The following is a 14580-nucleotide window of genomic DNA, read 5'->3' as shown; positions in this document are numbered from 1 at the left end:
TTATGCAGGTGGAAGAGAGCCTGACCGACCGGATGAAGCTGGGCTGTCCTGTCCGTGGGCGTCTGCTGTCACTGACTCTGAACCCCGATTGTTACGCTAATCCGTGGGAGATGTACCGCTTCTGTCGGTTAATCCATGAGGCGATGGCCTGTTTTGTCAGCCAGTCCACCTTCGTTAAGCTGGATGTATCTACCCCGAATCAGAAAATTCTGTGGGAATTCAAAGAAGTTTATGGGGCACGCATGGAGATGTAACTGTTCAACAATTATGACAAGGAGCAAAATAGGATGAGTATAATGAACGGGCTGACGGCGGCCAAAAGCGGATTACGCTTTACACTTCAGATAGCGGGACTGCCTGAATCCACCTTTGCCATAGGTGAGTTTTCCCTTCAGGAAGGGTTATCTGAACTGTTTACCCTCAACCTGACACTGGTTCAGTCCCTGCCTGAAAACCCTTTTCGGCCGAAGCCGGAAATCGATCTGACCACACTATTGATGCAGGAAGCAGTGTTGCAGGTGTTTAATGGCGCAACGCTGCAACGCAAAATCACCGGCATTGTTTCCCACGCTGACTGGGTGGGTACCGATGGCAATAAAACCCTTTATACCGTGACGGTTCGGCCTGCGCTCTGGCGTCTGACGCTCAATCAGGACAGCCGGATTTTCCATCAGCAAAATGTGCCTGCCATCCTGAATAGTCTGTTGAAAAAGCATAAAGTCCGTGCCGATTCGAAGCTCTACGATCCGCATCAGGACAGGGAATATGTGACCCAGAAACGGGAATCTGACTATGGGTTTTTCAGCCGTCTGGCGGCGGAAGAAGGGATCAGTTTCTGGTTTGAGGATGAAACGTTGTTTTTTAGTGACAGCCATCTGGGGATGACAGCAGGGCTTCCGCTGCTTTACCAGCCCCAGCCGGAAACCGCACACGGGACAGATACGATTTATCAGGTACGGCTGGGTGTGGGAATGAGTCCGCAACGCAGTTTTCATAAAGATTTTAACCCGGAGAACCCGCGTTATCACCTCTCCCATATGCAGAGCAGCGAAGGTTTCCGCGACTTTGGCAGCAAAACCCCCTATACCGTCTTTGAAAGTTACGGGCGTTTTCAGAAAGATGCCGTCGCCAAGCCGTTTCTCAAATACCGCCATGAAGCACTGGATAACCAGAAAAAAACCGGTAGCGGTAACAGTAACTGCATCAAACTGATGCCGGGCAAAATTTTCGAGATCAAAAGTCACCCGCACGCCCCGCTGAATGCCCGCTGGCAGGTGGTCGGTATCAGCCATCACGGGCGCTGCCCGCAGGCACTGGGCGATAACAGCGGGGAAGGCACCACGCTCAGCAACCATTTCAATTTTATCGATGGCCTTGCCGACTGGCGTCCGCCTTTCCACTACAAACCGCTGGCTGATGGCGATGAAACGGCGATGGTGGTCGGACCGGAAGGGGAAGAGATTTTCGTTAATAAAGAGGGCGCGATTAAAGTTCATTTTCACTGGAACCGTTATGACCTGCCCGATGATGGCGCGTCCTGTTGGGTTCGTGTCGCACAGGGCTGGAACGGCAACGGCTTCGGTTTTATGGCCATCCCGCGTATCGGTCAGGAAGTGATTATCTCTTACCTCAATGGGGATATTGACCGTCCGATAGTCACCGGCTGTGTTTACAACGGCCTTAACCGCCCACCGCTGGATTTACCGGCGCAGAAAACCCGTACCACCTTTAAAACCAAAACCCACAAGGGTAAGGGCTTTAACGAACTGCGCTTTGAAGATGCTAAAGACAGCGAGGAAATTTATCTCCACGGCCAGAAAGATTTGACCGCTCATATTGAAAACGATGCCCTCTGGCATATCAAACACGACCAGAAACAACGTATCGATAACAACCGTTATCACGAGATACTCGCCGATGACCATCATCAGGTGGCCGGTTCGCGCAAAATCACCACCGAAGGCGATGTGTCTCATCGGATTGCAGGCAGCCAGCATATCCAGACCGGCGATGCGACCGTGATTGACAGCGGGCAGGAAATCCACCTGAAAAGCGGTGGCAAAGTGGTACTGGAAGCGGCGGCAGAAATCACCCTGAAAGTGGGCGGCAGTTTTCTGAAAGTCACGCCGGGCGGTATTTTGTCTTCCATGATTAATGTCGGGCAGGGTTCCGCGGGCAGCGGGCGTGGAGTTTCACTGCAACTGCCGGAGGGCGTAGCGCCACTCGCACAAGTAGGGCAACTCCCGATGGCGGAAGCACTTCCTGTAACCGAATTTTCGGCTAAACCACCTTGTGCCATCCTCGCACAGCAAGGAGACCATAAAAAACCTTGGGGCACTCCGTTAAGCTGGTGATAGGATGAACGAATTGGCAGGTTTTTAGCAGGCAGCTCACCATGAAAGCCTATATCGTTAAAGTGGCTCTTCGCGGTGTCAGCCCTATGGTCTGGCGCCGATTTCGGCTATCAGGCGAGACTTCTTTAGCGGCTTTTCACTATATCATTCAGATCGCGCAGGGATGGCAGGATGATCACCTGCATCAATTCCGTATTTATGGTAAAAATTACGGCATTTCCTATTCTGGCGGAATTGCTTTTTCTGATAACCCTTACAAAATCACGCTCGATGACTTTGAGTTTGATGCCGGAGATCGATTTACTTACGAATACAACTTTTTCGAGAACTGGCTTCACGATATCCGTATTGAGACCATTCTTGACAATGCTAACCTGAAATTTCCCTTTTGTTTGGCCGGAAATAGAATGCCGGGGGCAACGTTAGCTGATGAATGTGAGAAAACACTGGCGTTACTGGAAGCCATCGTTAATGCCGATGAAACAGCAACGATCGGAGATATCCGTCCATTAATTGATGAACTTGATGCCGTCAGATTTAACCGCAAAAAGGTTAACCGCCAATTGAGTCGGCTCAACCTTGATTCACCGGAACTGGAACCTATTGTGATAGGGCTGTAGCCGATAGGATGATCGGTATCCATAAAGGTATACCTTTTCATCCATGCTAAAAACGAGGAAATAATCCTCTATAAACCTCGGGAAAGTCAATTTTATAGAGTATTCTACAAATCTTTATCAGGTTTAAAGACTTTTGAGGGTGATATGCATTATGCCTACATTCGGGTCAGTTCGGTTGACCAGCATGTTGATCGCCAGAAAGAGGCACTGTCTGCGTCCGGTATTAAAATTGACAAAATCTATATCGAACAGGCCAGTGCGAAAAACATCAACCGGCCACAGTTTCAGGATATGCTTCAACAGGTCAGAACCGGCGACACGATAGTTGTTCACTCCCTCGATCGGTTATGCCGCATTAAGAGAGAAAGGTATCAAGTTAAAGCTGGCCTGCTATAACGTGGGATTAGGTGTTTCTACGTATTATAAATTGCGTCACCAGCTAAAAAACGGGGGTATACAGTAGCCATAACCCCGGGAGGACAGCATAATCCAACTAGCGGTGGTCGATAAATCAGGCCATCATCATACGGAGAAACTATTCACGATAGAAAAACAGTCCGACGCCCCCAATGACCTTGGACTCTCCCTGTCTGAATCTAAATTACTTTTGAACACTATCCAGCAATCAGTGATCCAGAAACAGGCAGCTGAATATTTGGATGAACATCGTGCTTGTCCTTGCTGTCAACGAAATCGCCGGATAAAAGGCAAGCAAACCATCCAGTACCGAACCTTGTTTGGCATTATCCCGGTAGAGGGATTTCGGGTTTACCGGTGTGCGTGTGAGAAACATTCAGCCCAAACCGCTAGCTTGCTCAATCACTGGTGTGATTCGCATACTCACCCGGAACTCAGGTATATAGAAACCCGGTGGGCGTCACTGATGTCTTATGGATTGACCGCCAATCTGCTCAAAGATATTCTGCCGGTGGGGGAACGCTGTAATGCCTCCACAGTCAGAAATCATCTCTGTCAGATCGCCCAAAGACAAGAGGCCGAATTAGACGGATTGCCGGATTTTCTCCCTGGCGATCCCAGAGAATGGGAAAAATTACCCAAACCGGGAAAACCGATGACGGTGGGTATTGATGGAGGCTACGTCAGAAACCGGGACGACAGAAAACACCATTTTGAAATCATCGTCGGAAAATCATTCGCGGCTAATGCTCCAACCAAACGCTTTGGTTTTGTGCAATGTCTTGAAAATCACCCCAGAAGAAAACTCATCGCCCAGTTATCTTCACAAGGTATGCAGGCGAATCAACAAATTACTTTCTTATCGGATGGTGCCGATAATCTCAGGGATCTGCAATTTAACTTGTACCCCGAATCGCAGCACGTACAGGATTGGTTTCATATCACGATGCGTCTGACAGTACTCAAACAATATGCCAGAGGGGTATCGAAAAACACCCCTGAACTCGGTGCAGAATTATTGGACGCTTTAACCAGTACAAAATGGTATCTCTGGCATGGCAATGTGATTAAGGCATTAGAACAGCCAGAGGATTGTGCTGAGATGTGTGATGAGGACATCTCGCATTATGATAATAAGAAATCCTTATCAAAACATATCGATGCAATGTACACCTACATTGAAAATAACAGCATGATGATCCCGAATTATGGTGAAATGTACCGCTATGGTGAACCCATTTCCTCTTCATTTGTTGAATCGACGATCAATGAAGTGATTGCCAAACGGATGGTGAAAAAGCAGCAGATGCAATGGAGCCAGCAAGGTGCGCATTACTTACTCCAGACCCGCACAGCCGTACTTAATGATGATTTGAAAACCCAATTTGAGCATTGGTATCCGGGCATAAAATTAGGTGACGAAACGGAGCATTCTTGGACAGAAAAGATTGCTGCATAAGTGCCCCACAGATTTTTATGGTCTCCGTGTTGTTAATGGGGGTGACAGCTATGCTGACAGAGAGGGTTACGGCGAAATTGCTAACTATTGGATGTATGACCTTGGTTATGTGATATGAGTAGAATTTTTATATTCACAATTTCAATATCAATAAGTTTTTATGTAACTGATTACAGTTGGTTTGTATTATTCGATTCTATTTTTTTTATGGAGTCTCTGGATTATGGATAGAAAAATTGCTCTTCGACAAAAATTAAGAAAGTTGGACTTTCAGTCTTTAGAAGTCTTCTATAATTTATATATCTACCGAAGTGTTACTGAAGTATCAGAAATATTGTCTCTTAGTCAATCAACGGTTAGTTATAGTCTGAATCGTCTGCGCACAGCCTTTGACGATGATCTTTTTGTTAACTTAAGATCAGGAATGCAGCCAACTAATAAATCAATTGTTCTCATTGAAAGTATCGAAGATATACTCAGAAAAATTTCGGCGTGTGGCATCGAAAAAAAAGAATTTTCTCCTCAAAATACCGAGACGGTATTTACCATATTTTCACCTGAATACTTTGAAATGCTGATTATACCTATATTGTTCAAAAAAATCCTCCAAGAAGAATTAAAAATTAGGTTTGAAGTTATTCGCCCAGAAAACAAGGTACCATTTAGTATGATCTATGAACAAAAAATTGATTTTGGTATCGTCGTAAAGCAAAGTCACTACCCTCACAATCTCTGTCATCAATCCATACTTAGCGATCAGTTAGTTGCTGTATTTGATGGTCCGAGTAGAACTCACCAACCTCTATCCATTGAAGAGCTTTCTAAGTTAAAACAAATTTTTCCTTCACCTTGGTTAACTAACAATTGTATGGTCGATAACTGGTTGAAGAAACATGACACCCAGAGATCTATTTCTATAAAAGCAAACGGTTACTATTCAGCTCTGAGAATGCTAACCTCATCTGAAATGATGGTGATGCTGCCAAAAAAAATATACAAAAAGGTTGTGTCACAGCATATGTCTCTGCATACTCGTGAAGTTCACCAAAAATTGCCGGGGTTTGAATTAGATATGATTTGGAGTCCATTGTCCTCAAATAACCCGGCAAATATCTGGTTAAGAAAACAAATTATCAAAGCTTGTCAAGAAGTGAATGCTTCTTAAGCTGTGACTTTTTGAAAATGAATTTCATAATCAGTAGGCTTGAATCTTTGAACCATAAATATCATCAAGCCTGCTATAACAGCTAGTATTAGCCATGCTGTTGTAAAGCTAGAGGAGCTGTCTTTAATATAGCCTGCAACTAGGGGAGACATTGCAGCGATCATGTAACCGATGCCCTGCACGAATGCTGTCAATTTGCCTGCCTGCTCAGGATCTTCAATATGATCTATAGTGACAATTAAGCTCATAGGAAATAGGCCGCCAATTCCCAAACCAAGGAAGCTTGCCCACAACAACGCATATTGCTCTGGTTGTGCAATTAATCCGCTGAAACCAACGATAATACATGATAATAAAAAGATTAAAATAATTCGTCTGTCCTTGTTACGACTTGCAATGGCGGGAATGACTATACCTGAAACTACTTCTACAGAGGTCAAAAAGGCTAGAATAAACCCAGACTCTTTATTTTGCCAACCAAGATCAAAATAATACGGTGGTAACCAAGCGAGAACACAAGTATAAGCTGAGGTACCCAAACCAAAGAATACACCCAATAACCAAGCTCTTGGGTTTTTATGAAACGTAAAAGTTGATTTATTGCTAAAACCTTTCTTGGAGTTCCCAAGGTATTTTTTGACAATAAACCAAGAGACGAGAGCTAAAATAGCCAGCCCCCCCCAAATAGACAGAGCAAAGCGCCAGTTATTGCTGCATTCTGCCAGATATGGTGATGCTGAAGCAGCCAAGGCTGCTCCTCCCATAATTGCAGTCACATAGACACCCATGAAGAGCTCAATGGAATGAGAGAATCTACTTTTAATAATCTTTGGTACTAGAGCTTGAATTAATGCTATTCCCATTCCAGCAATAATCGCTGTAAATAATAAATTAACTGGATCTTGCGCGTAGTAACGATAGCTTGTTGCACCTGCTATAAGTAGTAACGAGTAAGCAATTAAACGATTCTCTCCCACCTTATTTCCAAGACGGATTCCGACAAACATAGCCAGGCCCATAGAGAAAACAGGTAACATAGTCAGCAACGATACCATAGTAAAAGATAAGGGTATGTCTGCTCTTATTGCACTCAGTATTGGCCCAATTGCAGCCATAGACGGTCTTAGGTTTAAGCCTATTAAGATAAGAGATAAAAGTATCAATACATCACTTTTATTTGATTTTTTTTTCAACATGAGGTTTTCCTTTTTATTAAAACCAAAAATATTAAACATCATATCACAATTTTTTTGTATTTAATTTTTCGATACCTTATTTTAATTTTTAATTTCAAAAAAAGCAGAGAAATAAAATTTAATCTCTGAGGGTTATATTCCCCGCCCCTTGGGGCGAACTACCCTGTAGTTGACTATTGGTTTTGATACCCCGCTGCTTGCGGCGGGGTTGTTCATTGTATTTAAATATTCGATGTCTAGTTTTATTTTTTAATTTGCCAAAATAGGTCGATAAATAAAATAATGGAGAAAACCAAATGAAAGATTAATATAAAATGAGCATAAATAATCTTTTCAATAATAGTGTGAAAAGACATGAAAACAGCATTATTGTTTATAAAGATATCACCAGATATACTTACTCTCAGTTAAGAGATAGAGTAAAAAATCTTTCATCTTCATTAGTGAAAATGGGCGTAAAAAAAGGAGATGTTGTTGCTATTGCTGATTGGGATAGTAATAGATACTTAGAAATGTATTTTGCTGTACCCATGATAGGCGCTACTCTAATGACATGTAATATTCGATTGTCAAAAGATCAAAAAATATACACACTTAATCATTGCGAGGCGAAACACCTATTTGTCAATTCAGACTTTGAAGAAGAAATAAAAAATGATAAAGGAATGCTTCCAATAGTATTGAATTACATTATATGTGATGACAATAATCCGCATGATGATCAATATGAATCTCTTATTACTTCCGAAGATAAAGATTTCTCCTTCCCTGATATCGATGAAGATAGTGTTGCTACGTTGTTTTATACAAGTGGTACTACAGGGCTGCCAAAAGGGTTTTTTTTTACTCACCGTCAGCTAGTGCTTCACACTCTCGCTTTGAGCTGTAGCTTAGGAAGCAATAAATGTGGACAACGGTTACACAATGAGGATGTCTATTTACCACTTACACCAATGTTCCATGTTCATGCATGGGGGCTTCCTTATGTAGCAACTATGATGGGTTTGAAGCAGGTTTATACTGGAAAGTATTGTGCTAAAAGTATTTGTAAATTAATTGCCGCTGAAGGTGTCACATTTACTCATAGCGTACCAACATTGTTGTGTATGGTTCTAGATGAAGCCGAACTAGAACATGTTGATCTTTCTAATTTAAAAGTATTAGTTGGCGGAGCTTCACTAAATCCACCTTTGTTGAATAGAGCTTTATCCCATGGTATTGATGTTTGGTCTGGGTACGGCATGTCAGAAACAGGCCCTGTTATTGCTGTCAATAAAATGAAGCAAGGAATCTTGCCGGATTTTCGTTGTCATGCAGGTGAGCCTATTCCTTTTGTCAATATTGAAATTGATTCTGACACAGATTTGAATGATGAGCAGCAACTTGTCGGAGAAATTACAGTGGTAGCCCCTTGGCTGACACCTAATTATTTTAAAGACAATGATAACACAAAAAAGCTTTGGAAAAACGGAAGGCTTCATACCGGCGATATTGGTTATATCCATGAAAATGGAAGTTTAGTAATAACAGATAGAAAGAAAGACTTAATCAAATCTGGTGGAGAGTGGTTATCACCAAATGAGCTGGAGAATAGGGCACTTGATATAGAGTCAATTCGTGAAGCTGCTTTTATTGCTTGGCCAAACGAAAGATGGGGAGAACGACCAATTGCATTCGTTGTTCCTCAGGATAGCACACCACACGATGAAATAAAAAATAGAGTCAACAAACATTTCATTGAGTTAACTGAGCAAGGAAAAATTTCAAAATTCGCAATTCCAGACTTAATAGTTATTGTTGATAAATTACCTAAAACCAGCGTTGGCAAGACAGATAAGAAAAATCTAATTAAACAACTAGAAAAGGAAATGAATGATGAATATTAGAATAATAAGAAGCAATAATGATTTAGCCTGTAAGGCAAAAAAGCAATGGAGGAAAAATACGCTAGTTTTTACAATGCATATATAAACCCTAATCCAGATTATTACATGGTAGCATCGCAGGAACTCAACAATAATAGCAAAGTCGTTTCATGTGCTGGTATCAGTTTCAAAAGCCAAGAACCTCTTTTCTCTGAACAATATCTTAATAAAAGCATAGAGGAAACTATAAATGATATTTGGGGTAGAGAGTATAAACCAGAAAAAATAGCAGAGATTGGTGGGTTAATATCAAATAATAGAAATGTCAGCGTTAAGTTTACAACACTGATACCATTTATAGCTTATTGTGCTGGAGCGAATGTACTACTTTGTACAATCACACAAACTGTTGTTAAGCTACTGAGTAAATGTGGAATAAAATTTGACGCCATTTGTAGTGCAAATAAAGAATGTCTTAATGAAAATAACAGTGACTGGGGCACTTACTATGAGTCTAATCCGGTGACAGGGGTGATTTTTTTTAGAAGATCACATAAATATGTTTAAAGCACTCTCAATGAATATAAACTTTGATTACAACAACGATTATTTTAAAATAGAGAAAGCAGCATGAAAAACTTAAATACATATTTAATGGATTCGATTAAAAAATATAAGAATAAAATTGCTGCACGAGAATATACATCTCTTAATCACTCAAGTCCATTGTCTCTGACATATCATGACATAGAAAAAAGAGCAGCAAAATTACAATGTGAATTACTGAGTAAGATAGAAAAAATCAAAGGAAATAAAAATATAACAGTTGGAATTATTTGTCGTAATAGCACGGATTGGATTATTGCAGATTTAAGTTGTTTATTTACAGGTCTAATTAGCTTGCCGTTACCTCACGCATTTTCATACGCTCAAGCTCATCATTTAGCATCTAAATGTGATCTATTTATATTCGATAAAACTGGTGAAGAAACGCTAGATAAAAAATGGGGGATTCAGATAAATAAAGAAAAAAGCATTTTACTTGACGATGCATTCTTCTCAGCCCTAGAAAACAAAATATTGCTCGATTTAACTAACGAAGGAGGAGCAGAAATATGTAAAGTTATTCATACTTCTGGGACAACTAGTACTCCTAAAGGAGTGAAACTTAAACAAGAGGCAATAATAGAAACTTTTAAAAATTTATCCTCGGCGATTCCAAAAGAAAGCCAAAAAGAGTACTTATCATTAGTACCTTTAAGTTTATTGTTAGAACAAATGACAGCAATTTATCTTCCTTTTATTCATGGAGGCACTGTCAACTTTCTTCCAAAAAACATGCCGTTAATAGGTGAAAATAAATGCGATATAACAGAAATACTGAACTGGATTAAAGAGGTTAAGCCAACTGCAATGACGGTGCCACCTGTTGTAATAGAGGCACTATTAAATGCAGTTGAACAAGGTGATGAAACACTCTACCAATATTTAAAGTTTGTACCTCACATTACTTGTGGTGGTGCGCGTGTTGACGTGCGTACTCTCGAACAATTACGGTCATTGGGTATTGATGCTTATCAGGGCTATGGTCTCAGTGAGAATGCATCAGTAGTTAGTGTCAATACTCCACAGTTCAATCGATTGGGTAGTGTAGGTAGGCCATTACCTCATGTCGAAGTCAGAATTGCTGATGAGAATAGCATTGAAATCCGCAGCTCATCGCTATTCTCAGGATACTCTGGCTATGATCCCTCGGTATGTTATGTTGACGAAGATGGGTGGCTAAATACTGGTGATATTGGCTATTTAGATGAAGAGAACTATCTATATGTTTCTGGAAGAAAGAAAAACATAATTTGTCTACCAAATGGCAGAAACGTTTACCCTGAAAAAATTGAGTCAGAAGTTCAAAATAGAAAAGGTGTGATATCTTCCACATTGTTTTTAGATGACAAAAAAGGAATGGTAATTCTTTTAAAAGTAGATCCCTCTAAATTTAAACGTGAAGAAATAGAAGATTGGATGGATAAAGAATATTCAGATGTAGAAAGACCAGAGCAACTTTGGATTGTGAACAAAAATAACCCAACACTCGACAGTTTATTTACGGTAACAGGTAGACCCAAGAGGGAAGAAATTAAAAAGTTTTATCAAAAAAACAATTTTTAAAAACGTCTAAAGGAAACAGAAATGAATAAATCAACATCAGTAACAAAAATCCCCAACTCTGAATTATCGATCCTGAACAAAGATATTTTATTAAAAAAGTTATCTCTTAATGGAGTTATATTATTTGAAAAGGGTGCAAAAGATGTTTTGGAGTTTGCTAAATTTGTTCGAAATAATAGCTCAAAACTAAGTATGGATCCAGCTCGAACGATTGAAAGCGGTGCAGCACAATTGGTTGATGCTGGCACTGATGCAGTAGGCTTACATTGTGAAAACGGGAATTCTCCATTTTGGCCTGATCTATGTTGGTTTTATTGTCAAGAGGCTCCCCCTATCGGCTCGCAAACAACAATTTGTGATGGAGTTGCTGTTTATGAACAACTCTCATCCAAGGCAAAAACATTTTTCCTTGAAAAGGATATTTGTTATTCACGTAATGTACCTGAAGAGAAATGGAAGAAACTTGTTTGTCACTACATACCCGAACTAAACGATATTAACTCTGCAACGTTTGAACACTTAAATGAAATAGTGAGTGAAACTGAGAATATTAAACTCACCTTAAATGAAGATAATTCAATATTTTATCAGTTTACTGTTAGTGCTCTACAGTCATCATTAGTTAATAATAAATTGGCATTTGCAAATAGCATATTAGGACCTTCATTCAACTATGAAAAACCAAGGATTACAATAGCCGGAACAGAACAACCAATACCTAGTGAAATATTAGATGAGATCTCAAAAATAACAGAGCTAAATACGATCCCAATTGATTGGGATGACAATGATTTTGTTTTAATTGATAACCGAAGAGTAATGCATGGTCGATATAAGATCATAGATGAGCGTAGAAAAATTTTTAATGCTTTAAGTTACGTATAGGTGAAAAAAATGATTAAAACTGAACAATATTCTGTCCAATCTGCTTCAGGGGCCAACGTTGTTTTGGAAAATGGTCAGACTCTATTTGATTTAGCCACTGGGGGGATAGGCTATTCAATAAAAGAAATTGCTGAAAGAGTTAAAGATAAAGCAATGAAAATGGGGTTGTCTAATAGAGTGTTAATGTCCGAGCCATTACTTAAATTCTGCCACTCTTTATCTTTGCTCCTGCCGACTAACTTATCAAATACTTATGTTTGTAGTAGTGGAGATGAGGCTTTTGAAGGTGCTCTGAAACTGTGTAAAGCTCTCAACCCTAGTTCAACTGTTATCGCATACGTATCCGGTTGCCAATTCGGCTCTTTATTTTTTGGGCGATGCCTGAGCAATCGTGCAGAGTTCGACTCTACCAAAGGATTTTTTAATCTTAATTTGCTCGAGATAGATAGGAATAATCCTTTGTCTTTTCTTGACCAAGGTGTTGACTGTCTGGCTATCTGTTATTCCCCTTTGTTTCTTGATGAAACAGGAGAGCTAAAACCATTATCAACAAAGCAACTGATTGCTCTAAAAGATATATCTCGTCAACTCAAAGTGCCACTGATATGTAATGTTAACGAATTTTGCATGGGAGTAACAGGTCAGTTATTCGGTTTTGATGAGTCTATTATAGTACCTGACATTGTAGTGTTAGGTGGTCCGATCGGTGGCAACCTAGTTCCACTAGGTTGTTATATCACTTCATTGGACAATGCCAATCTTATTTATGGTACGTCTTCGCCAGCCAAACATGGAAGTACGACGGGAGGTAACCCACTCGCTAGCATTGCGGGACTTAGCACATTAGATTATGTACAAGATAAACAGGCTCATAAGCATTTTTCTAAGCTAGGTAATCAAATAGCCGAATATCTCCAGCCTTATGTGGCCAGCGTGACTGGTTCAATTGTGAATGTCCGTATACCGCACCATGTAGAGTCTTTAACTCTAGTGGAGAAATTAAAACAAAAGGGTGTATTGGTAAAAAAGCCGAATGGAAATATTTTGACTTTGTACCCAATGTTGAACTCTGACCCTCTTGACCTAAAAAGTGCTTTATCAATTATAAAGGGAATGTTTGATGACAACGAAAACATTTGAACGAAATCAGTTAATTGAGATATGTGAACGTCACTGGGTACCTTCTGCTGCCAAGCTTTATCACCTTGCCGATACCCAAGTTGAAGATCGCGCATCGGGTTGTGAGGTCTTTGATACAAACGATAGGCGCTACATTGACTTCGCTTGTAGCTACGGTGTTTTTGTGGTCGGCCATTCTCACCCTAAGGTTCGTAAAGCTTTTATTGAACAAATTGATAAATCTGCGTGGTCTGTTGAGGGCCAACCGAACGTTCCACAAAGAAAGCTTAGCGAAAAGTTGTGCAACATTGCGCCTGGTAACTGGGGAAAAGTCAGCTATATGCTTTCAGGGGCAGAGGCTGTTGAACAATCATTGCGTTATGTACTGAAAGCATACACGAATCGTAAGCGCATTGTGATCGTAGAAGGTGCTTACCATGGTAAAACTCTTGCTGCCATGAGCCTTCTTGGGCAGTCTCAACATGAGAAGAGTTTTGGTAAATTGTCTTATCAAGTGGTCAAAGTTCCATACGGTGATGTAGCAGCAATGAGAAATGCGATTGGGGATGGTGCTTGTGCTGTGTATTTGGAACCAATATTGGGTGGTGCACATCTAAAAATGCCCCCGCTTGGCTACCTTGAAGACGTTCGTCAGTTATGTACCCAAACCAATACAATCCTAGTAGCAGACGAAATCCAAACGGCATTTGGCAGGTGCGGAAAAATGTTTGCTGTTGAGTACGGAAACATTACACCGGATATCTTGATTCTTTCTAAAGGGTTAACTGGAGGTTTTACTTCTTTCGCATGTGTTATGTATGCAAGTGAAATACTCAATAAACATCAACCAAGCGATTCCTTCTTTAGTAGTACGGGAGGTCATCCTCTTGGTTGCGCCACAGCATTGGCAGCTATAGAAGTTATTGAACAACAGAATCTGGTAGCAACTTCATGCATTAAAGGTAATCGTCTGCGCTATGGGTTAATGAAGCTGGCAGTGAAGTATCCTGATATTATTCAGGATGTCCCGGGAGTGGGTCTTATGACGGGGTTGCGCCTAAGGGGCGCCAAATACGAGACATTACTTTCAAAAGCTTTATCTTCAAAAGGGGTTCATGCAGGACACTCAATGAATGAAAAAGCAATTTCTCCGGTGCTAAGATTTTATCCACCATTGATCGTATCGGACGAAATCATTGATGAAGTTCTGCAATTTACATCAGAGGCTTTAGAAGAAATTTCTCAACTTTCCAAACTGAAAGTTTTAGCTGTCTCCCTGTTTACTAAAAACATGTACAAACTCCCACTACCGCTGATAAAAAGGTCTTAAT

Annotated in this window: 13 protein-coding genes; 12 read left to right on the top strand and 1 reads right to left on the bottom strand. The window is 40.6% G+C overall.

The features are described 5' to 3' along the window. The first annotated feature begins 2 nt into the window (after positions 1-2). From BDD26_RS20390 to BDD26_RS17270, 6 genes are all read left to right on the top strand, one after another. Positions 3-254 carry a hypothetical protein gene (locus tag BDD26_RS20390; RefSeq protein ID WP_244922770.1) on the top strand — a complete coding sequence of 84 codons (252 nt, stop codon included), beginning with the start codon at positions 3-5 and terminating at the stop codon, positions 252-254. Positions 255-287: 33 nt separating this feature from the next. Next, a complete protein-coding gene (gene tssI, locus BDD26_RS17290) occupies positions 288-2354 on the top strand; it encodes a type VI secretion system tip protein TssI/VgrG (RefSeq protein ID WP_115827248.1) in 2067 nt (688 codons plus the stop codon). Between the two features lie 41 nt (positions 2355-2395). Next, positions 2396-2974 (top strand): plasmid pRiA4b ORF-3 family protein, encoded by a 579-nt coding sequence (locus BDD26_RS17285; RefSeq protein ID WP_115827247.1) that lies wholly within the window; start codon positions 2396-2398, stop codon positions 2972-2974. 144 nt (positions 2975-3118) lie between these two features. Beyond that, positions 3119-3370: a recombinase family protein gene (locus BDD26_RS17280; RefSeq protein ID WP_244922769.1), complete on the top strand. Its 252-nt coding sequence runs from the start codon at positions 3119-3121 to the stop codon at positions 3368-3370. Between the two features lie 88 nt (positions 3371-3458). Further along, positions 3459-4850 (top strand): ISKra4 family transposase, encoded by a 1392-nt coding sequence (locus tag BDD26_RS17275; protein ID WP_115827246.1) that lies wholly within the window; start codon positions 3459-3461, stop codon positions 4848-4850. Positions 4851-5073: 223 nt separating this feature from the next. Next, a complete protein-coding gene (locus tag BDD26_RS17270; protein ID WP_115827245.1) occupies positions 5074-6015 on the top strand; it encodes a LysR family transcriptional regulator in 942 nt (313 codons plus the stop codon). On the opposite strand, the gene BDD26_RS17265 is transcribed toward BDD26_RS17270, so the two are convergent. Next, entirely contained in the window at positions 6012-7211 is a 1200-nt protein-coding gene (locus BDD26_RS17265) for a cyanate transporter (protein ID WP_211305492.1), read from the bottom strand. The genes BDD26_RS17270 and BDD26_RS17265 overlap by 4 nt on opposite strands. Positions 7212-7525: 314 nt before the next feature. On the opposite strand from BDD26_RS17265, the gene BDD26_RS17260 reads away from it, so the two are divergent. The 6 genes from BDD26_RS17260 (at position 7526) to BDD26_RS17235 (ending at position 14579) form a co-directional block, all read left to right on the top strand. Further along, complete coding sequence (locus BDD26_RS17260; protein ID WP_115827243.1) at positions 7526-9097, top strand: long-chain-fatty-acid--CoA ligase; 1572 nt, start codon at positions 7526-7528, stop codon at positions 9095-9097. Positions 9098-9142: 45 nt separating this feature from the next. Beyond that, the gene (locus tag BDD26_RS17255; protein WP_115827242.1) at positions 9143-9643 is read left to right on the top strand and encodes a thermostable hemolysin; all 501 of its coding nucleotides are present in this window, start codon (positions 9143-9145) and stop codon (positions 9641-9643) included. A gap of 63 nt (positions 9644-9706) precedes the next feature. Then, positions 9707-11245, top strand: a complete 1539-nt coding sequence (locus BDD26_RS17250; protein WP_115827241.1) for an AMP-binding protein — start codon at positions 9707-9709, stop codon at positions 11243-11245. Positions 11246-11266: 21 nt separating this feature from the next. Beyond that, positions 11267-12130: a TauD/TfdA family dioxygenase gene (locus BDD26_RS17245; RefSeq protein WP_115827240.1), complete on the top strand. Its 864-nt coding sequence runs from the start codon at positions 11267-11269 to the stop codon at positions 12128-12130. A 9-nt stretch (positions 12131-12139) separates the two neighbouring features. Next, positions 12140-13270, top strand: a complete 1131-nt coding sequence (locus BDD26_RS17240; protein WP_115827239.1) for an aminotransferase class III-fold pyridoxal phosphate-dependent enzyme — start codon at positions 12140-12142, stop codon at positions 13268-13270. Next, on the top strand, positions 13251-14579 hold the full coding sequence (locus tag BDD26_RS17235) for an aspartate aminotransferase family protein (RefSeq protein WP_115827238.1): 1329 nt from the start codon (positions 13251-13253) through the stop codon (positions 14577-14579). The genes BDD26_RS17240 and BDD26_RS17235 overlap by 20 nt, the downstream gene beginning before the upstream one ends. Position 14580 lies beyond the last annotated feature (1 nt).

Origin of the sequence: Xenorhabdus cabanillasii, from assembly GCF_003386665.1 — a bacterium.
Taxonomy (GTDB): Bacteria; Pseudomonadota; Gammaproteobacteria; order Enterobacterales; family Enterobacteriaceae; genus Xenorhabdus; species Xenorhabdus cabanillasii.
The sequence above is the reverse complement of the archived record's forward strand: the minus strand, read 5'-3'. Positions and strand labels throughout refer to the sequence as shown.